The sequence below is a fragment of the Streptomyces anandii JCM 4720 genome, from assembly GCF_014650655.1.
GTDB classification, from domain to species: domain Bacteria; phylum Actinomycetota; class Actinomycetes; order Streptomycetales; family Streptomycetaceae; genus Streptomyces; species Streptomyces anandii.
Map to the genome: position 1 here is coordinate 18,642 of NZ_BMVJ01000025.1, position 19,194 is coordinate 37,835.

The 19,194-nt window shown below is 72.4% G+C and carries 18 protein-coding genes, 1 pseudogene and 1 riboswitch; of the genes and pseudogenes, 12 read left to right on the top strand and 7 right to left on the bottom strand.

Features of this window, described 5'->3' with window-relative positions; genetic code table 11:
* The coding region (locus tag IE249_RS30785) for a flavin monoamine oxidase family protein (RefSeq protein ID WP_229859624.1) at positions 1–1,293 on the top strand (1,293 nt) is incomplete at its 5' end.
* 26 nt (positions 1,294–1,319) lie between these two features.
* Here the strand turns inward: IE249_RS30785 and IE249_RS30790 are convergent.
* From IE249_RS30790 to IE249_RS30800, 3 genes are all read right to left on the bottom strand, one after another.
* On the bottom strand, positions 1,320–2,249 hold the full coding sequence (locus IE249_RS30790) for a TIGR03619 family F420-dependent LLM class oxidoreductase (RefSeq protein ID WP_189710078.1): 930 nt from the start codon (positions 2,247–2,249) through the stop codon (positions 1,320–1,322).
* 36 nt (positions 2,250–2,285) lie between these two features.
* Positions 2,286–2,969, bottom strand: coding sequence for a DUF5995 family protein (locus IE249_RS30795; protein ID WP_189710180.1), 684 nt, complete (start codon positions 2,967–2,969; stop codon positions 2,286–2,288).
* Between the two features lie 123 nt (positions 2,970–3,092).
* On the bottom strand, positions 3,093–4,493 hold the full coding sequence (locus tag IE249_RS30800) for a uracil-xanthine permease family protein (protein ID WP_189710080.1): 1,401 nt from the start codon (positions 4,491–4,493) through the stop codon (positions 3,093–3,095).
* Positions 4,494–4,688: 195 nt separating this feature from the next.
* Here IE249_RS30800 and IE249_RS30805 point away from each other — a divergent pair, with 195 nt between their 5' ends.
* Positions 4,689–5,147: an acyl-CoA thioesterase gene (locus IE249_RS30805; RefSeq protein ID WP_189710082.1), complete on the top strand. Its 459-nt coding sequence runs from the start codon at positions 4,689–4,691 to the stop codon at positions 5,145–5,147.
* Here the strand turns inward: IE249_RS30805 and IE249_RS30810 are convergent.
* A complete protein-coding gene (locus tag IE249_RS30810) occupies positions 5,107–6,318 on the bottom strand; it encodes an MFS transporter (RefSeq protein ID WP_189710084.1) in 1,212 nt (403 codons plus the stop codon). The genes IE249_RS30805 and IE249_RS30810 overlap by 41 nt on opposite strands.
* A gap of 183 nt (positions 6,319–6,501) precedes the next feature.
* Here IE249_RS30810 and IE249_RS30815 point away from each other — a divergent pair, with 183 nt between their 5' ends.
* Positions 6,502–7,725, top strand: a complete 1,224-nt coding sequence (locus IE249_RS30815; protein ID WP_189710086.1) for an ROK family transcriptional regulator — start codon at positions 6,502–6,504, stop codon at positions 7,723–7,725.
* Between the two features lie 109 nt (positions 7,726–7,834).
* Here IE249_RS30815 and IE249_RS30820 read toward each other — a convergent pair whose 3' ends face one another.
* Positions 7,835–8,581, bottom strand: a complete 747-nt coding sequence (locus IE249_RS30820) for an SDR family oxidoreductase (protein WP_189710181.1) — start codon at positions 8,579–8,581, stop codon at positions 7,835–7,837.
* A gap of 326 nt (positions 8,582–8,907) precedes the next feature.
* Positions 8,908–9,038, top strand: a riboswitch (FMN riboswitch).
* A 156-nt stretch (positions 9,039–9,194) separates the two neighbouring features.
* Here IE249_RS30820 and IE249_RS30825 point away from each other — a divergent pair.
* The 9 genes from IE249_RS30825 (at position 9,195) to IE249_RS30865 (ending at position 16,643) form a co-directional block, all read left to right on the top strand.
* On the top strand, positions 9,195–9,803 hold the full coding sequence (locus IE249_RS30825; RefSeq protein ID WP_189710088.1) for a riboflavin synthase: 609 nt from the start codon (positions 9,195–9,197) through the stop codon (positions 9,801–9,803).
* Entirely contained in the window at positions 9,800–10,444 is a 645-nt protein-coding gene (pnuC, locus tag IE249_RS30830) for a nicotinamide riboside transporter PnuC (RefSeq protein ID WP_189710090.1), read from the top strand. Before IE249_RS30825 ends, pnuC begins: the two co-directional genes overlap by 4 nt.
* Positions 10,441–11,730 carry a bifunctional 3,4-dihydroxy-2-butanone-4-phosphate synthase/GTP cyclohydrolase II gene (locus tag IE249_RS30835; RefSeq protein WP_189710092.1) on the top strand — a complete coding sequence of 430 codons (1,290 nt, stop codon included), beginning with the start codon at positions 10,441–10,443 and terminating at the stop codon, positions 11,728–11,730. Before pnuC ends, IE249_RS30835 begins: the two co-directional genes overlap by 4 nt.
* 23 nt (positions 11,731–11,753) lie before the next feature.
* Positions 11,754–12,239: a 6,7-dimethyl-8-ribityllumazine synthase gene (gene ribH, locus IE249_RS30840; protein ID WP_189710094.1), complete on the top strand. Its 486-nt coding sequence runs from the start codon at positions 11,754–11,756 to the stop codon at positions 12,237–12,239.
* 34 nt (positions 12,240–12,273) lie between these two features.
* Positions 12,274–12,546 carry a phosphoribosyl-ATP diphosphatase gene (locus tag IE249_RS30845; RefSeq protein ID WP_128789165.1) on the top strand — a complete coding sequence of 91 codons (273 nt, stop codon included), beginning with the start codon at positions 12,274–12,276 and terminating at the stop codon, positions 12,544–12,546.
* A 50-nt stretch (positions 12,547–12,596) separates the two neighbouring features.
* Positions 12,597–13,445, top strand: a complete 849-nt coding sequence (gene hisG, locus IE249_RS30850; protein WP_189710096.1) for an ATP phosphoribosyltransferase — start codon at positions 12,597–12,599, stop codon at positions 13,443–13,445.
* Positions 13,446–13,458: 13 nt separating this feature from the next.
* On the top strand, positions 13,459–13,935 hold the full coding sequence (locus tag IE249_RS30855; RefSeq protein WP_189710098.1) for a PH domain-containing protein: 477 nt from the start codon (positions 13,459–13,461) through the stop codon (positions 13,933–13,935).
* Positions 13,936–14,214: 279 nt separating this feature from the next.
* A complete protein-coding gene (locus IE249_RS30860; RefSeq protein ID WP_189710100.1) occupies positions 14,215–15,561 on the top strand; it encodes a hemolysin family protein in 1,347 nt (448 codons plus the stop codon).
* On the top strand, positions 15,558–16,643 hold the full coding sequence (locus IE249_RS30865; RefSeq protein WP_189710102.1) for a hemolysin family protein: 1,086 nt from the start codon (positions 15,558–15,560) through the stop codon (positions 16,641–16,643). The genes IE249_RS30860 and IE249_RS30865 overlap by 4 nt, the downstream gene beginning before the upstream one ends.
* 40 nt (positions 16,644–16,683) lie before the next feature.
* On the opposite strand, the gene IE249_RS30870 is transcribed toward IE249_RS30865, so the two are convergent.
* Together IE249_RS30870 and IE249_RS39020 are read right to left on the bottom strand one after the other, a co-directional pair.
* Entirely contained in the window at positions 16,684–18,552 is a 1,869-nt protein-coding gene (locus IE249_RS30870; protein WP_189710104.1) for an AAA family ATPase, read from the bottom strand.
* 443 nt (positions 18,553–18,995) lie between these two features.
* A pseudogene (locus tag IE249_RS39020) lies at positions 18,996–19,194 on the bottom strand (hypothetical protein); the annotation flags it as partial.

Sequence of the window (19,194 nt, forward strand, 5' to 3'; positions counted from 1 at the left end):
GCCACCCCCTCCACCGTCGTCGACCTCAAGGGCGAGTCGCACTACGCCGAGACGATCGACGACCTGCCCCAGGTCTACCGGGACGTCGCCGACGCCTGGAACAAGTGCCTGGAGGAGGGCGCCGACTTCTCCGACATGAACCGCGCCCTGCGCGAGCGGGACGTGCCCCGCATCCGGGAGATCTGGGCGAGGCTCGTCGAGAAGCTCGACAACCAGACCTTCTACGGCTTCCTCTGCGACTCCGAGGCCTTCAAGTCCTTCCGGCACCGCGAGATCTTCGGCCAGGTCGGCTTCGGCACGGGCGGCTGGGACACCGACTTCCCGAACTCGATCCTCGAGATCCTGCGCGTCGTCTACACCGAGGCCGACGACCACCACCGCGGCATCGTCGGCGGCTCGCAGCAGCTGCCGCTCCGGCTCTGGGAGCGCGAGCCGGAGAAGATCGTCCACTGGCCCTACGGCACCTCGCTGAAGTCCCTCCACGTGGACGGCGAGCCCCGCCCGGCCGTGACCCGGCTCAACCGCACCGCGGGCAACCGGATCACCGTCACCGACGCGGCCGGCGACATCCGCACCTACCGGGCGGCGATCTTCACCGCGCAGTCCTGGATGCTGCTGTCCAAGATCCAGTGCGACGACGAGCTGTTCCCGATCGACCACTGGACGGCGATCGAGCGCACCCACTACATGGAGTCCAGCAAGCTCTTCGTACCCGTGGACCGGCCGTTCTGGCTGGACAAGGACGAAGAGACCGGCCGGGACGTCATGTCGATGACGCTCACCGACCGCATGACCCGCGGCACCTACCTCCTCGACGACGGGCCGGACAAGCCCGCCGTGATCTGCCTGTCGTACACCTGGTGCGACGACAGCCTGAAGTGGCTGCCGCTGTCCGCGAGCGAGCGGATGGAGGTCATGCTGAAGTCGCTGTCGGAGATCTATCCGAAGGTCGACATCCGCAGCCACGTCATCGGCAACCCGGTCACCGTCTCCTGGGAGAACGAGCCCTACTTCATGGGCGCGTTCAAGGCCAACCTGCCCGGCCACTACCGCTACCAGCGGCGCCTGTTCACGCACTTCATGCAGGAGGGGCTGCCCGAGGACAAGCGGGGGATCTTCCTCGCCGGCGACGACATCTCCTGGACGGCCGGCTGGGCCGAGGGCGCCGTCCAGACCGCGCTGAACGCGGTCTGGGGCGTGATGCACCACCTGGGCGGACAGACCGACCAGGCCAACCCCGGCCCCGGCGACGTCTACGACGAGATCGCGCCCGTCGAACTCCCCGAGGACTGAGTCCTGCCGGGGGTGCGGGCGGCCGGTCAGACGCCGGCCGCCCGCGCCCTCTCGTACACCTCGGCGGCCACGTCCTTGAGCTCCTGCGCGTCCCGCGCGCCGCTCTGCACGTCGACGAGGATCTCCTGAAGTCCCAGTTCCGCGTACGGCAGCAGGTCCTCGGCGATCTGGTCCGCGCTGCCGTGGAAGGGGCGCCGGCCCGCCCCGCCGCGCGGCTCGGCCGAGAAGCGCGCGTTCACCCTGAGCACCGTGCGGATCGGCTGCTGCCGCCCGCGCTCGGCGGCGAGGTCCTGCAGGGCGTGCCACTGGGTGGCCACCTGCTCCACGCCCGTCCCGATCGGCAGCCAGCCGTCGGCGTGCTCGACGAGCCGCTCGCGCGCCCGCGCGGTACTCGCGGCCAGCAGAACGGGGATCGGCCGGGCGGGTTTGGGCCCGACCACGGCCGAGTCGATCTGGGCGATCCGCCCGTGGTGGCGCACCGGGTCCGGGCCCCACACCGCCCGGCACACGTCGATCACCTCGTCCAGCACCCGGCCGCGCTCCTTGATCGGCCGGATCCCCGAGGCCGCGTACTCGTCCAGCGACCAGCCGGTGCCGAACCCGGCGACCACCCGGCCGCCGCTGACCGCGTCCAGGGTGGCGAGCGTCCTGGCGAGCTGGAACGGCATGTGCAGCGGCGCGACCAGCACGCTGCTGCCCAGCTCGACCCGTTCGGTGGCCGCGGCGGCCAGCGTCAGGGCGACCAGCGGGTCGGCCACATGCCGGTAGGAGTCGGGCCAGGGCAGACCCTCCACGCCGTACAGGCCCTGCGTGGCGGGCTCGGGGAACAGGGCCCGCTCGTAGACCCACACGCTGTCGTAGCCGACGCGTTCGGCGGCGCGCGCCACCTCGGGCACGTCCCTGCCGAGGTCGTACTGCCGGTTCTGCGGTAGCCCGAGTCCGAGACGGGTCGCCATGCGGTGTGCTCCTTGTCGGTGCGGCAGAGGTGCGGGTCAGTGCGGCAGCGGGGTGAGCATCATGCGTCCCGCGAAGCCTACGGCCGAGTCCAGGCGCTGGGTGAACTCCTCGGCCAGGTCCGGGAGTCGGCGCAGCGCCCACAGGGCCCGCGCGGCCGACCAGGTGGCCTCCCTGGCCCGCTCCAGGCTCCACGAGCCGAGCAGGTGGGTGAGCGGATCGGCGATCTGGAGCAGGTCGGGGCCCGGCATCAGGTCCTCGCGGATGCGCTCCTCCAGCGACACCAGCAGGTCGCCGACGCGGTCGAACTCGTCCTCCAGCTCGGCCGGTTCGCAGCGCAGTGTGTCGCAGGCGTCCACGACGGCGAGGGCCAGGTCGTGCCCGATGTGCGCGTTGATGCCGGCCAAGGCGAACTGCAGCGGCCGTACCTCCGGATGCCGGCGCGACTGGAGCAAGGGCCGCCAGCAGGCGGGCGGGCGACGGTCCCCGTCCGCCGGTTCCACGGCCGCGAGATACCGCTCGGCGAACCGCACGTCGAGCACGGCCGCGGCCCACGGGTCCGCGAACCGGCCCGCCCGCAGCCGCCCGTCGACGGCCTCTGTGACGGCGAGGTAGACCCGGTTGAAGACCGCCACGCCGTCCCGCTCGGGCAGCGCGGCGTCCAGAGCGCGCATCCGCCGGACGACCGCCTCCACGGCGTCCACCGCGCGGGCCGCGTCCATCGTGTCCAGGTGACGGGTGAGTTGTGCCGATTGCCCCATGGGGGCAGCGTCCCAGGCCCGGCCCGGCCCACGCGCCGACGGGCCGCGCGCTTCCCCAGAACGGGGGAACGCGCGGGGGGAACCTCAGGACTCGGCGCGTCTGGTCCCCTCCGCGCTCTCGTCGTACGACGACGTGCCCTCGTCCAGCAGCGGCTCCTGGCCCTTGAGATGGGCGGGCGCGAAGGCGCGCAGCGTGTGGTAGCCGGTGATGACCACCAGGGTGCCGAGCGCGATGCCGCTGAGGGAGAAGTTGCTGGTGAACTTCATGCTGACGTTGCCGACGCCGATGATGATGCCCGCGGCGGCCGGCACCAGGTTCAGCGGGTTGCGCAGGTCGACCCCGGCGTTGGTCCAGATCTGCGCGCCGAGCAGGCCGATCATGCCGTAGAGGATGACCGTGATGCCGCCGAGCACGCCGCCCGGGATCGCGGCCACGACGGCGCCGAACTTCGGGCAGACGCCGAACAGCAGGGCGAAGCCGGCGGCGGCCCAGTAGGCGGCGGTGGAGTACACGCGGGTGGCGGCCATCACGCCGATGTTCTCGGAGTACGTGGTGTTGGGCGGCCCGCCCACCGCGGTGGACAGCACCGAGGCCACGCCGTCCGCCGAGATCGCGGTGCCCAGCTTGTCGTCCAGCGGGTCGCCGGTCATCTCGCCGACCGCCTTCACGTGCCCGGCGTTCTCCGCGACCAGCGCGATCACGACGGGGAGCGCCACCAGGATCGCCGACCACTGGAAGCTCGGCCCGTGGAAGGACGGCAGCCCGATCCAGTCGGCCCTGCCGACGCCGGAGAGGTCCAGGCGCCAGTGGTCGGTGACCTTCCCGCTGCCGTCCATCGAGTGGATCTTGCCGAAGATCCGGTCGAAGGCCCAGGAGACGCCGTACCCGAAGACCAGGCCCAGGAAGATCGCGATCCGGGACCAGAAGCCGCGCAGACAGACCACGGCCAGGCCGGTGAACAGCATCACCAGCAGCGCCGTCCACTGGTCCTGCGGCCAGTAGGTGGAGGCGGTGACCGGGGCGAGGTTGAAGCCGATCAGCATGACCACCGCGCCGGTGACGATCGGCGGCATCGCCGCGTGGATGATCCGGGCGCCGAAGCGCTGCACGGCGAGGCCGACCAGGAACAGGGCGACACCCACGACGAGGACCGCGCCGGTCACGGTCGCGCTCGTGCCTCCCTGCGCCCGGATCACCGCGGCGACGCCGACGAAGGAGAGCGAGCAGCCCAGATAGCTGGGCACCCGTCCGCGGGTGGCGAGCAGGAAGATCACGGTCGCGACGCCCGACATCATGATCGCGAGGTTGGGGTCGAGGCCCATGAGCACGGGGGCCACGAAGGACGCGCCGAACATGGCCACGACGTGCTGGGCGCCGAGCCCGGCCGTGCGGGGCCAGGAGAGCCGTTCGTCGGGCCGGACCACCGCTCCGGGTGCGGGCGTGCGCCCGTCACCGTGCAGCTTCCAGCGCACGCCGAGGTCCATGGTGGGGTTTCGCTTTCTCTGTACGTGAAGACTGTCCGAACCATTGTCGGGGGTACCTGGGCGTCCTCCGGTCACACGGTCCGCTGTCTGACGTGCGTTCACGCACATGACCGGCAGGGGCGGCGAGGGCCCACTGAGCGTCCGCTTAGGATGGTGGGGTCCCACTGCCCCACCCGTATGTCCAGGAGCCCCGCCGTGACCGCCGAAGCACCCGCCGCCCCCGCCCTGTCGCACGGGCGGCTGATCCCCGTCGCCGTCCACTTCGACGACCTGGACGCGCTCGGGCTGCTGCACAACGCGCGCTACCCGCTGATGGTCGAACGCGCCTGGGCCGAGCTGTGGCGCGAGCACGGCTTCCGCTTCGAGGGCGACTGGGCCGCCGCCGGGGACGCCTGCAACGCCGTCAAGGAACTGCGCATCACCTACGAGGCTCCCGTCACCCGGCCCGGCGAGTACGCCGTCCACCTCTGGCTGGAACGGCTCGGCACGACCGGTCTGACCTACGGCTTCCGCTTCTGCTCGGCCGACGGCGCGCTGACCTACGCGCACGGCACCCGGGTCCTGGTCCGGCTGGACTCGGCGACCCTGCGGCCGGCGCCCTGGAGCGAGGAGTTCAGGACCGCGGGCCGGGCACTGCTTCGGCCGGCCGGCTGACCCGCGGGCGGCCGCGGTCGCCCGCGCGCAGCACCCCGGCGAACGCGGCCAGGCCGCACGCCAGCAGCGTCACCAGACCGAACGACACCACCAGGCTCGTCGCCTGGGCGAGCCCGCCGATCGCGCTCGGCGCGACCAGGCCCGAGGTGTACGTGATCGTCGCGACGCCCGCGATGGCCTGGCTGGGGTTCGGGCCGCTGCGGCCGGCCGCGGCGAAGCACAGCGGCACCACGACCGCGATCCCGAGGCCCATCAGCGCGAACCCGGTCATCGCCACCGCCGGATGGCCCCCCGTGACGATGAGCACACCGCCGAAGACCGCCAGGACGCCGCTCGCGCGGACCGTGCGCACCGAGCCGAACCGGTCCACCACCCGGTCGCCCGCGATCCGCGCCACCGCCATGGTGAGGGTGAAGCCGGTCGTGCAGGCCGCGGCGAGCCCGGCCGAGGTCTCCAGCTGGTGCCGCAGGTAGACGGCCGACCAGTCCAGGCTCGCGCCCTCCGCGAACACCGCGCAGAACCCGATCGCGCCGATCAGCAGCGCCGACTTCGGCGGCAGCGCGAACCGGGGCGGCGGTTCCTCGTCCTCGGCCGGCTGGATGTCCAGCACCCACGAGCAGGCGATCAGGCCGAGTACCGTCAGCACCGCCGCCGCCAGGGTGTGGTGCAGCCGGGCGTCCGAGCCGACGTGCGCGGCGAGGGTGCCGGCCGCCGAGCCGATCAGGGCGCCCGCGCTCCACATCCCGTGCAGACCGGACATGATCGAGCGGCCGAGCCGGTTCTCCACCTCCACGCCGAGCGCGTTCATCGCGACGTCCGCCATGCCCGCCGAGGCGCCGTAGACGAACAGGGCCAGGCAGAGCGTGAGCAGGTCGGGGGCGAGGGCGGGCAGGACCAGGGAGAGCGTCCACAGCGCGAGCAGGCCGCGCAGCGCGGCGCGGGCGCCGAAACGGTGGCTGATCCCGCCCGCGAGCGGCATGGCCAGGGACGCCCCGAGCGCCGGGAAGGCCAGAGCGAGGCCCAACTGGCCCGCGCTGACCGAGGCGTGGTCCTGGATCCACGGCACCCGGGTCGCGAACGAGCCCGTCACGGCGCCGTGCACGGCGAAGACCGCCGCCACGGCGTACCGGGCGCGCTTGACCTCGCGCTGCCCGTGGACCACTGCGGTCATGAGTCCGGCCCCTCCTCGGCTCGCCCGTGCGCGGTTCGCCGGTGGTTCTCCTGGTGGTTCTCTCGGTGGTTCCCTCACGGTCGTGGTGACGGCCGTCGGGCGTAAACTATCAGGGACCCTGCCTGATAGATAGGGGCTATACGGCCGCCCGGCGCGGCCCGCCGATCTGGGAGGATTCCCGGCATGCCCGCATCCCCGAGCACCGCCCGGGCCATCAACGACCGGCTCGCCCTGCGGCTCCTCCAGGAGGAAGGACCGCTGACGGCCGGGCAGTTGAAGCAGCTCACCGGTCTGTCCCGGCCCACCGTGGCCGACCTCGTCGAACGCCTCACCGCCTCCGGGCTGATCACCGTCGTCGGCGAGTCCGGTGAGCAGCGGCGCGGCCCGAACGCGCGGCTCTACGGCATCGTCGCCGACCGCGCCCACCTCGCCGCCCTCGACGTGCGCACCGAGGGCGTCGCCGTGACGGTGTCCGACCTGCTCGGCCGGGAAGTGGCGCGTGCCTCCGTGCCGATCGGCGGCGACACCGGGACCGGGCCCGCCGTGGAGCAGGCGGTCGCGCTGGTGGAGCGGGTGGCCAAGGAGGCGGGGGCCGGGCTGCTGCACACGGTCGGCATCGGCGCGCCCGGGCTGATCGACCCGGTCAGCGGTGAGCTGCGGGACTCCACGGGACTGCCCGAGTGGCACCGGCGGCTGGTGGACGCGCTGCAGGAGCGGCTGCCGCGGGCCCGGGTGATCGTCGAGAACGAGACCAACCTCGCGGCACTGGCCGAGCAGCGGGACGGGGCCGCCCGGGGCCGGGACACCTTCGTGCTGCTGTGGCTCGGCCACGGGACGGGGGCGGCGGTCGTCCTGGACGGCGCGCTGCGGCGCGGTGCCTCCGGGGGTGCCGGGGAGATCGGCTTCCTGCCGGTGCCGGGTACGGCGGGGCTGCCGTCGGCGACGGACTGCGCGGGCGGGTTCCACTCGCTGGCGGGGGCGGCCGCGGTGGTGGAACTCGCGGGGGACTACGGGCTGGTGGCCGAGGCGGGCGGGCCTGAACTGGTCGCGGCGGAGGTGGTGCGGGGGGCGGTGGCGGCCGGCCCCGGGCCCGGGCCGGCCGCGCGGTTCCTGGGGGCGTTGGCCGACCGGGTCGTGCTGGGGGTCGCCTCGGCGGTCGCGGTGCTGGACCCGGGTTGCGTGGTGCTCGGTGGGGAAGTGGGGCAGGCGGGCGGGGGAGTGCTGGCGGGGCTCGTCGCTGAGCGTGTGCGGGGGATGTCACCGCTGGTGACCGAGGTCCTGGCGGGGGTGTTGGGTGGCGGTGGGGTGTTGCGGGGGGCGGTGCTCATGGCTCGTGAGCGGGCTCAGGAGGAGTTGTACTCCCCTGTCGGCCCACCCGCCCGCCCGACTCGGTCGGCCGAGGCGTGACCGTCCCCTGGGCTCCGCCCCGGACCCCGGCGGTGCACCCCCGCTTCCCAGCCGCCCACCCGTCTCGGTGGCTCAGGAGGTCCCGACGCGGGGCTTCGCCCCGGACCCCTCAGTCGTTGCCGAATCGGCTCCCCAGGTACTCCTCGAACGTGCGCTTGCCCGTCCTGTTGGCCGGAGTGAGGTGGCCGCCGGACCGGAAGGCTCGGTAGGTGCGGCCGGGGAGGGGGAGGTTCAGCACAGGGCGGTGGCGGGACGTGGACTTGAGGTAGGCGCGGGCCAGGGAGGCGAAGGTGCGGATCTCGGGGCCGCCCATGTCGGGGACCCTGCCCGACGGCGGAGACACGGCCAGTTCCGCCAGGCGGTCGGCCACCTCGCTCACCTCGACCGGCTGGTCGCTCACCCCGGCGGGCAGCAGCAGGACCGGGGACTTGGAGAGCGTGCTCAGCACGGTCACCACCAGGTCGTGGAACTGGGTCGCGCGCAGCACCGTCCAGCCCAGGCCCGACTCCTCCACCAGGCGCTCGACCGCGTGCTTGGTGCGGTAGTAGCCGAGGGGCACCCGGTCGACGCCCACGATGGAGATGTAGACCAGGTGCCCGGCGCCCGCCTTGCGCGCCGCCGCGATGAGGTGCGCGGCGGCCTCCTCGTCGCCGCCGCGCGGTGAGCTCGCGCAGTGCACGACCGTGTCCACGCCCGCGACCGCCGCGTCCAGGCCGGGGCCGCCCTCGCGCAGATCGACGGCGTACGGCGGGGTGCGCCGGCTGAGCACCCGCACCTCGTGGCCGTCCGCGCGCAGCCGCTCGACGACGAGCCGGCCCAGCGTTCCGGTGCCGCCGGTCACCAGGATGGTGGTCATGGTGGTCATGCGGTTCAGTCCTTTCCGGGGGAGGACGGGACGCTCCCGTACGAGGCCCAGCTTCCACTGGTTCCGCAGGACTTGCATTCCAACTCCGGGTTGGTACATACCTGTTGACGTGAGTGGTCTAGTCCTCTTACCGTCAACTCGGCGATCGGTCGACACATCGACGTGTCGCTCCCGGACCGGTCCGGCGGCGGTGACGACGGCCCTTGCCCGCCGCCGGACCCCCCACGGCGCACCGGGGACGCGCTCTGTGAGCGAGCCCACACCGATCGTCCGTATGGATGCCGGACGGGCGTGGCACACTGGCCCTGTACCAGTAGCAGCGCACTCCGGGGTCGGTGAAAGTCCGAACCGGCGGTTACAGTCCGCGACCCGGTCGCTTCCAGCGGCCGGTTGACCAGGTGAAATTCCTGGACCGACGGTTAAAGTCCGGATGGGAGGCAGTGCGCGGCGAGCGGACACCGCTGTGTGTGCGCCGCCGTCCGAGGGCCCGCCCGCAAGGGTGGGTTTCCGTCCGACGTAGCGTCGCCCCGGTGTTCCCGCTCGTACTTCTGTCGTCATCGACAGCCCCGGAGTCCGTGCCCGAAGAGGCAGGAGGACCCGGGAAGTGTTCACCGGAATCGTCGAAGAGCTGGGCGAGGTCACCGCCGTCGAGAACCTCGGCGACGCCGCCCGCTTCCGGCTCCGTGGCCCCGTAGTGACCGAGGGCGCGCGGCACGGCGACTCCATCGCCGTGAACGGGGTCTGTCTCACCGTCGTCGAGCACGAGGGCGACGAGTTCACCGCCGACGTCATGGCGGAGACCCTCAAGCGCTCCAGCCTCGGCGCCCTCACCGCCGGCTCCCGCGTGAACCTCGAACGGCCCACGGCCGTGGGCGCGCGCCTCGGCGGGCACATCGTCCAGGGGCACGTCGACGGCACCGGCACGGTCCTGGAGCGCACGCCCTCCGAGCACTGGGAGGTCGTGAAGATCTCGCTGCCGGCCGAACTCGCGCGCTACGTCGTCGAGAAGGGCTCCATCACCGTCGACGGCATCAGCCTCACCGTCGTCGACGCCGGCGCCGACCACTTCACCGTCAGCCTCATCCCCACCACCCTCGCCCTGACCACCCTCGGGCTGAAGCAGCCCGGCGACCCGGTCAACCTCGAGGTGGACGTCGTCGCCAAGTACGTCGAGCGGATGCTCGGCGACCGTGTGCGGGGGGCCGCCCAGTGAACTGGCTGAACTCCGAGGCCTTCGCCCTTCTCGGCCAGCACATCAAGTGGTCGGACATGATCGGCAACGTCGTCGGCCTGATCGCCCTCGCGTTCGGCTGGCGGCGCTCGATCTGGAGCTGGCCCACCCAGTTCCTCTCCGGTCTGATCCTCTTCGCCGCGTTCGCCACCGCCCACCTCTCCGGCAGCGCCGGAAAGCAGGTCGTCGTCATGGTCGTCGCGGTCTACGGCTGGTGGCAGTGGAACCGCGGCAAGGACAGGGCGGGCGACGGCCACATCGCCGTACGGTTCGCCACCTGGCGCGAGCGGGCCGTCCTGCTCGCCGCCGCCGCGCTCGGCACCGTCGCCGTCGCCGCTCTCTTCAAGGCCTACCCGTCGCTGTCCTGGGACCCCTGGCCCGACGCCTACATCTTCGTCGGCACGGTCGTCGCCATGTACGCCCAGGCGCGCGGCATGGTCGAGTTCTGGTTCGCCTGGCTGCTCGTGGACGCCGTCGGCGTCCCGCTGAACTTCGCCAACGGCTTCGCCTTCTCCGGTTTCGTCTACGTCATCTACGGCGCGCTCGTCCTGTGGGGCATGCGCGACTGGTGGCTGCGCTCCCGCCGGGCCGCGCAGCCGGTCCTGGAAGGAGCGCCCGCATGAGTGCGGCACCCGTCCTCTACAGCACCGACAACATCGAGGACTTCGCGCTCGACCCGGTCGAGCAGGCCGTCGCCGACATAGCGGCCGGCCGCCCGGTCGTGGTCGTCGACGACGAGGACCGCGAGAACGAGGGCGACCTCGTCGTCGCCGCCGAGAAGGCGACGCCCGAGATCGTCGCCTTCATGATGAGCGAATGCCGCGGCCTGATCTGCGCCCCCATGGAGGGCGCGGAACTGGACCGGCTGAAGCTCCCGCAGATGGTGGAGGACAACACCGAGTCGATGAAGACCGCCTTCACGGTCTCCGTCGACGCCTGTGCCACCCACGGCGTCACCACCGGCATCTCGGCCTCCGACCGGGCGACCACGCTCCAGCTGCTGGCGAGCGGCACCGCCGAGCCCACCGACCTCGTCCGCCCCGGCCACGTCTTCCCGCTGCGCGCCAGGTCCGGCGGGGTGCTGGTGCGCAACGGCCACACCGAGGCCGCCGTCGACCTCGCCCGCCTCGCCGGACTGCGCCCGGCCGGCGCCATCGTCGAGATCGCCGGCGAGGACGGCCGGATGCTGCGCCTGCCCGAGCTGATCGTCTTCGCCCGCAAGCACGGCCTGACGATCATCTCCATCGAGGACCTCATCGCCTACCGCCGCGACAGCGAGCCCACCGTCCGCCGTGAGGCCGAGGTCCATCTGCCCACCGCCCACGGAGCCTTCACCGCCTACGGCTACCGATCCACCGTCGACGGCGTCGAGCACGTCGCCCTCGTGCACGGCGAGATCGGCGACGGCGAGGACGTCCTGGTCCGCGTCCACTCCGAGTGCCTGACCGGCGACGTCTTCTCCTCGCTGCGCTGCGACTGCGGCCCCCAGCTGGACGCCTCGATGGAGCGCATCCAGCAGGAGGGCAGGGGAGTGGTCGTCTACCTGCGCGGCCACGAGGGCCGCGGCATCGGGCTGATGTCCAAGCTGCGCGCCTACGAGCTCCAGGAGCGAGGCCGCGACACCCTGGACGCCAACCTCGAACTCGGCCTGCCCGCCGACGCCCGCGACTACGGGGCCGGCGCGCAGATCCTCCAGGACCTCGGCGTCACCAGTGTGCGGCTGATGACCAACAACCCCGACAAGACCGACGCGCTGCTGCGTCACGGCCTGAAGGTCACCGGCCGCGAGCCGATGCCCGTCCAGGCCGGCGAGCACAACCTCCGCTACCTGCGCACCAAGCGGGACCGGATGGGGCACGACCTGCCGTGGCTGGACACCGGCGCCGTGTCCACCTGCGGCAACCAGTAAGCACGGAAAACTCGAGGAGACACGTGAGCGGCAAGGGTGCACCGGAACTGTCCGTCCGGAACGTCGGGGACCTCAGGGTCGCCGTCGTGGCGGCGCAGTGGCACGAGAAGGTGATGGACGGACTGGTGAACGGCGCGCTGCGCGCCCTGCACGAACTGGGGATCGACGAGCCCACCCTGCTCAGGGTCCCCGGCAGCTTCGAGCTCCCGGTGGTCGCCAAGGTGCTGGCCGGCCGCGGCTACGACGCGGTCGTCGCCCTCGGCGTCGTCATCCGCGGCGGCACCCCGCACTTCGACTACGTGTGCCAGGGCGTCACCCAGGGCCTGACCCAGGTGTCCATCGACACCGGCGTCCCCGTCGGCTTCGGCGTGCTCACCTGCGACACCGAGGAGCAGGCCCTGGACCGGGCCGGCCTGGAGGGCTCCAACGAGGACAAGGGCCACGAGGCGGTCACCGCCGCGGTGGCGACCGCGGCCACGCTGCGTTCAGTATCCGAGCCCTGGCGGTGAGCAGTGGCCCCGAGCGCGTAGGGTTGGCACCACCATGTCCAAGAAGACGTTCGAGGAGCTCTTCACCGAGCTCCAGCACAAGGCCGCCCACGGGGACCCCGCCACCTCCCGCACCGCCGAGCTGGTCGGCAAGGGCGTCCATGCCATCGGCAAGAAGGTCGTCGAGGAGGCCGCCGAGGTCTGGATGGCCGCCGAGTACGAGGGCAAGGACGCGGCCGCCGAGGAGATCTCGCAACTGCTGTACCACGTCCAGGTGATGATGGTCGCCCGCGGCATCTCCCTCGACGACGTCTACGCCCACCTCTGAGCACACCAGCGAACCCACCACCGTACGCACGAACGAAGGAAGCCGACCTCATGCTGCGCATCGCCGTCCCCAACAAGGGTTCACTCTCCGGCCCTGCGGCGGACATGCTGCATGAGGCCGGCTACCAGCAGCGCCGCGAGTCCAAGGAACTGCGCATCGTCGACCCGGAGAACGAGGTGGAGTTCTTCTACCTCCGCCCCCGCGACATCGCCATCTACGTCTCCTCGGGCCGCCTCGACATCGGCATCACCGGCCGCGACCTGCTCGTCGACTCCGGCGCCAACGCCGAGGAGATCCTCCCCCTCGGCTTCGCCCGCTCCACCTTCCGCTACGCCACCAAGCCCGGCACGGCCACCGGCGTCACCGGCCTGAACGGCATGACGGTCGCCACCTCCTACGAGGGCATCGTCGCCAAGCACCTCGCCGACAACGGCATCGACGCCTCCGTCGTCCACCTCGACGGCGCCGTCGAGACCGCCATCGAACTCGGCGTCGCCGAGGTCATCGCCGACGTCGTCGAGACCGGCACCTCGCTGCGCAACGCCGGCCTCGAGGTCATCGGCGAGCCGATCATGAAGTCCGAGGCCGTCGTCATCCGCCGCACCGGCGCGGACGCCGAGGAGCCCAAGGTGCAGCAGTTCCTGCGCCGCCTCCAGGGCGTCCTGGTCGCGAGGACGTACGTGATGATGGACTACGACTGCCGGGTCGAGCAGCTGGAGAAGGCCGTCGCGCTGACCCCGGGCCTGGAGTCCCCGACCGTCTCCCCGCTGCACAACGAGGGCTGGGTCGCCGTGCGCGCCATGGTCCCCTCCAAGGAGGCCCAGCGCATCATGGACGACCTGTACGCCATCGGCGCGCGGGCCATCCTGACCACGGCCATCCACGCCTGCCGGCTGTAAGGGGCACCGAGCGATGTCCGACCCGCACCGCCTTCCCGACCTGCCCGTCACCTTCCGGCCCTCCCGCACCCGAGCCGTCCTGCTCATCGCGGCGGCGGCGATCTTCGTGGTGATCGTCACCGTCACGATGCTGCTGGAGCAGCTCAACCCGGGCGAGCGGATCAGCTTCGTGTTCACCGCGGCCCTGCTCTCGGGCGTGCTGCTCCTGCTCGCCCGGCCGAAGGTCGTCGCCGACGAGTCCGGCGTCACGGTCGTCAACATCGCCGGCCGGCGCCATCTGGAGTGGCCCGAGATCCTCCAGGTGAACCTCCGCCCCGGCGACCCCTGGGTGTTCCTCAACCTCAGCGACGGCACCAGCCTGCCCGCGCTCGGCATCCAGCCGGGCATCGCCAAGCAGCACGCCATCGCCGACGCGCGCGCCCTGCGCGCCCTGGTCGAGGCCCGGTCCATCCAGGACCCCGAGCGGTCCCCGGGCGAGCCCCAGGGCTGACCCGTCAGGCCCCGACCGGCCCTCCCGGGGCGTCTTCGGCGCCTCGGGGGAGCGTCCACCCTGACGCATCGGCCGCAGTCTTGATTAATCTGGTGACGCGAGGCGTCGTACCGCTGCGCCCGCACCCCTGAGCTCCGGCCGGTGCCAGGGGTTCCTGCTACCCGAGGAGTGACACCCCCCGGCGATGGACGGATCGTCCTGCAGTACCTGCGCCGCCCCCTGCCGACATAGCGCGCACCGCCCGAGCGCGGTGCGGGTGAACGCGGAGGCGGCGGCATCATGACCATCCCCCTGCTGCTCCTTGCGGCTGCCTTCCTGCTGATCCTCGCCAACGGCTTCTTCGTGGCGGCGGAGTTCGGCCTGGTGACCGTGGAGCGCCCGGATGCCGAGAAGGCGGCGGCCGACGGCGACAAGCGCGCCCGTACGGTCGTCGAGTCCCTGGGGGAGCTGTCCTTCCAGCTCTCCGGCACCCAGCTCGGCATCACCATCACCTCCCTCGTCGTCGGCATGCTCGCCGAGCCCGCGCTGGCCGAGCTGCTGCGCGGCCCCGTCGCCGCCCTCGGCATCCCGGACGGAGCCGTCTCAGGCGTCGCCGTGGTCGTCGGCATGCTGCTCGCCTCCGCGCTGCAGATGGTGATCGGCGAGCTCGTGCCCAAGAACTGGGCGGTCTCCCGCCCCCTGCAGGTCGCGCGGTTCGTCGCCGGCCCGCAGCACCTGTTCTCCCGCCTGTTCCGCCCGGTCATCGCCGCGCTGAACACGGTCGCCAACCGGCTGGTGCGCGCCCTGGGCGTCGAGCCCGCCGAGGAGCTGGCCTCCGCCCGCACCCCCGGCGAACTGGTCTCGCTGGCCCGCCACTCCGCGCAGGCCGGCGCCCTGGAACAGGACACCGCCGATCTCTTCGTACGGACCCTGTCCCTGGGCGACCTGACCGCGCAGCACGTCATGACCCCGCGCGTGAAGGTCAGCGCGCTGCAGTCCTCCGCGACCGCCGAGGACGTGGTCAACCTGACCCGCGCCACCGGCCTGTCCCGCTTCCCCGTCTACCACGAGCGGATCGACGAGGTCGTCGGCATGGTCCACCTCAAGGACGCCCTCGCCGTCCCGGTCCACGACCGGCTGCGCACCCCCGTGGGCCGCATCGCCCGGCGAGCGCTGCTCGTCCCAGAGACGCTGCCGGTGCAGCAGCTGCTGGCCCAGCTGCGCAGCGAGCAGCCCATCGCGGTGGTCGTCGACGAGTACGGCGGCACGGCGGGCGTGGTCACCCTGGAGGACATCGTCGAGGAGATCGTCGGCGAGGTCCGCGACGAGCACGACGCCAAGGACGTGCCCGAGCTCGCCCCCGCCCCGCCGGAGGACGGCCGGCCCGCGTGGGACGTCGACGGAAGCTGCCGCGTCGACCTGCTCGCCCGCATCGGCCTCCAGGCGCCCGAGGGCCCCTACGAGACGGTCGCCGGCCTGGTCGCCGACCTGCTCGGCCGGATCCCGGCCCCCGGCGACCGCGCGGAGCTGCCCGGCTGGCGGCTGTCCGTGCGGCGGGTCGGCCACTACCGCGCCGAGCGGGTCCGCCTGGTCCGCACCGCCCCGGCGACGGACGTCGTCGCCGCCGTGGTGGAGGCCGCCCGATGAGCGTCCTGCAACTGGTCTTCGCCGCGCTGCTGGTGCTCGCCAACGGCTTCTTCGTGGGCGCGGAGTTCGCCCTGGTGTCGGTCCGCCGCAGCCAGATCGAACCCCTCGGCACCGCGCGCGCCCGCCAGGTGCTGCACGGCCTGGAACGGCTGCCGCAGATGATGGCCGCGGCCCAGTTCGGCATCACCGTCTGCTCGCTGACCCTCGGCGCGGTCGCCGAGCCGACCGTGGCGCACCTGCTGGAGCCCGTGTTCGCCCGGCTGCGCCTGCCCGACGGCATGGTCCACCCGCTCGGCTACGTCATCGCGCTCGCCGCGGTGGTCTTCTTCCACCTCGTCATCGGCGAGATGGTGCCGAAGAACCTGGCGATGGCCGCGCCGGAGAAGGCCGCGCTGTGGCTCGGCCCGGGCCTGGTCGCCTTCGCCCGTCTGTGCAAGCCGATCACCGTCGCGCTCGGCGCCTGCGCGCGGGGTGTCCTGCTGCTGTTCCGCGTCGAGCCCAAGGACGAGGTCGAGGCCGCCTTCACCAGCGTGCAGCTGGGCCGGCTGGTCGAGGACTCCGGCCAGGCCGGACTGCTGGACCCCGAGGAGCAGGAGCGGCTGGAGGACGCGCTCGAACTGGGCTCGCGCCCGGTGAGCGACGTGCTGCTGCGACGCGAGACGCTGGTCACGGTCAGCCCGTCGGTCACCCCGGGCGAGATCGTCGCGCTCACCGCCCGCACCGGGTACTCCCGCTTCCCGGTCGCCGCGGAGAACGGCGCCTTCATGGGCTATCTCCACGTCAAGGACGTGCTCGACCTGGAGGACTCCGAACGGGCGGTCCCGCAGCGCATATGGCGCCCGATGACCACCCTCAGGTCCGAGCTGCCGCTCGACGACGCCCTCACCGTCATGCGCCGCGCCGCCACCCACCTGGCCCAGGTCGCGGACGCCTCCGGCCGGGTGCAGGGCGTGGTCGCCCTGGAAGACGTACTGGAACTCCTGGTGGGCGAGGTACGCGATCCGGCACACCGCACCACTCCGGAAGTACGCCTGACGGAACCCCGCCCGAGCGGCGAACCGGACCAGGTCCTGGCGACGTGACGCCCCGGCCCCGGGTCCGCGCGCGGGTCCGGGGCCGGCCTCACAGGGCCGACGGGTCGTGCGGGCCGCGGCCCGACAGGACCTCGCCGTAGGCCTGCATCAGATCCGGGAGGCGGAGGGTCGCGAGGTCGTCGCGGGAGAGCGCGCCCGGGTAGACCGACAGGCGCAGATCGCGGTACGCGCAGCTCTTCTCGTACAGCGTGCGCAGGAACCGCCCGTTGCCGAGTTCGTCGATCCAGCCCTGGTCGACGACGTGCCCGGCGATCGAGCGGAGCTCCTCCAGCGCCTCCTCGTCCCACTGGTCGCCGTTCTCAGCGGCGAGCACCTTGCCGATCTCGGTGAGCTCGGCCGGACGGTACGAGGGGAAGTCCACGCGGGTCGTGAAGCGCGACGACAGCCCGGGGTTGGCGGCGAGCAGCCGGTCCATGCCCTCGGGGTAGCCGGCCAGTATCACCACCAGGTGGTCGCGGTTGTCCTCGGCGCGCTTGAGCAGCACCTGCAGCGCCTCGTCGCCGTAGGCGTCGCCCTTGCCGTAGCCGGAGTTGGACAGCGAGTAGGCCTCGTCGACGAAGAGCACCCCGCCGATCGCGGAGTCGATGAGTTCGTTCGCCTTCACGGCGGTCTGGCCCAGGTACTCGCCGACCAGATCGGCCCGCTGGGCCTCCACGAGGTGGTCGCCGCCGAGCAGACCGAGGGCGTAGAAGACGCGGCCGAGGATGCGGGCGACGGTGGTCTTGCCGGTGCCGGAGGGACCGGAGAAGACGAAGTGGCGTTTGGGCGGCTGCACGGGCAGCCCCTGCCCGGCGCGCAGCCGGGCCATGTTCAACTGCGCGGACAGCGCCTTGACCTGGCGTTTCACGGGCTCCAGGCCCACCATGCGCTCGAGCTCGGCGAGCGCCTCCTCGAGTAACGCGGGGTCGGTGGGCCCGGCCGGCAGCAGCGGCCCCGCGGCAGGCGAGACCCGCGTGCGCACCGCCGGATCGGCCGCCGAGGGCAGGGGCGAGGTGGCCGGCAGATCGGCCTCGCCGAGCTTCAGCTCGCGGCCCTCGGTGCCGAACAGCGGGTCCAGCACGTCCGGCCCGTCGGCAGTGTCCTGACCGACACCGGTCAGGGTGATCGCCGCGAAGTCGCCGACGTCGTCGTACCCGTCGCCCTCGGCGATCGCCGCGAGCCGCGCCGAGGTGTCCATGAAGGCCGGGTCGACCCGGTGCACCGCACGGTACAGCGGCAGCGCGGCCGCGCTGCGGCCGGTGCCCTCGTGGGCCCGGGCCAGCCAGTACCTCAGCTCCTTGCGCTGCGGCTGCTCGCTGCGGCACCGCATGAGCGCCGCCGACAGCAGGGGTTCCGCCTGCCCGTACATCTCCAGCCGGACCCGGGCCATGCCGCCGAACAGTCCGGCCTCGATGCCCAGCATGGGGTCGTCCAGCAGCGGGTCGGTGTGCCGGACGAGCTGCTCCCAGTCCTTGACGAGATAGGCGCGGCAGGCGTGCAGGAAGCGGACCTGGGCGTCGGCGTCCACCGGCGGCAGGCTCGCCAGCGCCCGGTCCAGCTCGGGCACATGGCGCCCGTCCAGCCAGTGGGAGGCGTGCGCGAGCAGGAGGTCCCGGGGGTTCTCCAGCACCGGCTGCACCCACCAGCCCAGCCAGTACCAGGAGTTGAGGGTGCGGCGGTGCCGGGCGCGCTGCTCGCCGAAGCGGTCGCGGTGCCGGAACATCCTCAGCAGCGCCGTCGTCGTGTCCACGCGCAGCGCGTGCAGCCCGAGCCACCCGTCGGCCATCCCGGGATCCATCCGCACCGCGGCCCGGAACTCCTCCTCGGCCTGCGGATAGGCGCCCATGGTGTAGGCGTCCACGCCCCGCAGCCAGGCGAGGTCGGCCGGGGCCTTGGGGCCCTGCGTGCCGAAGTCCATCACGTCCCCCACAAACCGTGCCCCCGTAGGTTCGCCGACGGGAATCCACCCGGCGGCTGCCTCTGGTCGAACCGCTGTGCCGCGGACCGGAGTTGCAGGTGCGCGAAGCAGTCGTTCGAAGGTCGCACCGAGGGCATCGTACCTGCGGGGCCACCGCCCGCCGAAGGGTGCCGCACGGGCCGTTCGTCGAGGTGGGAGCGGACGCGGGGCACCGCACGCGGTGACCGAGGGTGAGCGGACGGCGTCACCGGGCGCCCGGGAAACGGCACCAGGGCAGAACGAAGCCCCCGATCACGGGGGAACAACCGGGGGCTTCGCGTCTGCGAGCGGTCCTCAATGACCGCACATTGAGAACGTAAGACCTGTACGGCCCCCCGGTCAAGCGGAGTTGGGGCACTCCCGCAAGTTGCGCGGCGGCGATCTTCACGAGTTCAGCACATCGCCTACGACCCTTCACCCAGAGTGACATCCTGGTCCGGTCCAACGGTCACGCTGGGCCCGGGAGTGAACTCATATCCCATGGTCAACTGCCGTACCAGAAGATCGGCATGGGGCCTGGAGGGGTCCTCGCCGAAGTGCCGGAGTTCCGCCTCGACCCACCCGTCCCAGAACTCCCGCTGTTCCTCGCCGTCCCTGGACCGC

Coding starts and splice junctions, on each gene's coding strand:
- IE249_RS30855 (WP_189710098.1), top strand. CDS start 13,459: ATGTCCGACCCGCACCGCCTTCCCGACCTGCCCGTCACCTTCCGGCCC.
- IE249_RS30815 (WP_189710086.1), top strand. CDS start 6,502: ATGCCCGCATCCCCGAGCACCGCCCGGGCCATCAACGACCGGCTCGCC.
- IE249_RS30810 (WP_189710084.1), bottom strand. CDS start 6,318: ATGACCGCAGTGGTCCACGGGCAGCGCGAGGTCAAGCGCGCCCGGTAC.
- IE249_RS30820 (WP_189710181.1), bottom strand. CDS start 8,581: ATGACCACCATCCTGGTGACCGGCGGCACCGGAACGCTGGGCCGGCTC.
- IE249_RS30870 (WP_189710104.1), bottom strand. CDS start 18,552: ATGGACTTCGGCACGCAGGGCCCCAAGGCCCCGGCCGACCTCGCCTGG.
- hisG (WP_189710096.1), top strand. CDS start 12,597: ATGCTGCGCATCGCCGTCCCCAACAAGGGTTCACTCTCCGGCCCTGCG.
- IE249_RS30860 (WP_189710100.1), top strand. CDS start 14,215: ATGACCATCCCCCTGCTGCTCCTTGCGGCTGCCTTCCTGCTGATCCTC.
- IE249_RS30845 (WP_128789165.1), top strand. CDS start 12,274: ATGTCCAAGAAGACGTTCGAGGAGCTCTTCACCGAGCTCCAGCACAAG.
- IE249_RS30835 (WP_189710092.1), top strand. CDS start 10,441: ATGAGTGCGGCACCCGTCCTCTACAGCACCGACAACATCGAGGACTTC.
- IE249_RS30800 (WP_189710080.1), bottom strand. CDS start 4,493: ATGGACCTCGGCGTGCGCTGGAAGCTGCACGGTGACGGGCGCACGCCC.
- IE249_RS30795 (WP_189710180.1), bottom strand. CDS start 2,969: ATGGACGCGGCCCGCGCGGTGGACGCCGTGGAGGCGGTCGTCCGGCGG.
- IE249_RS30865 (WP_189710102.1), top strand. CDS start 15,558: ATGAGCGTCCTGCAACTGGTCTTCGCCGCGCTGCTGGTGCTCGCCAAC.
- IE249_RS30790 (WP_189710078.1), bottom strand. CDS start 2,249: ATGGCGACCCGTCTCGGACTCGGGCTACCGCAGAACCGGCAGTACGAC.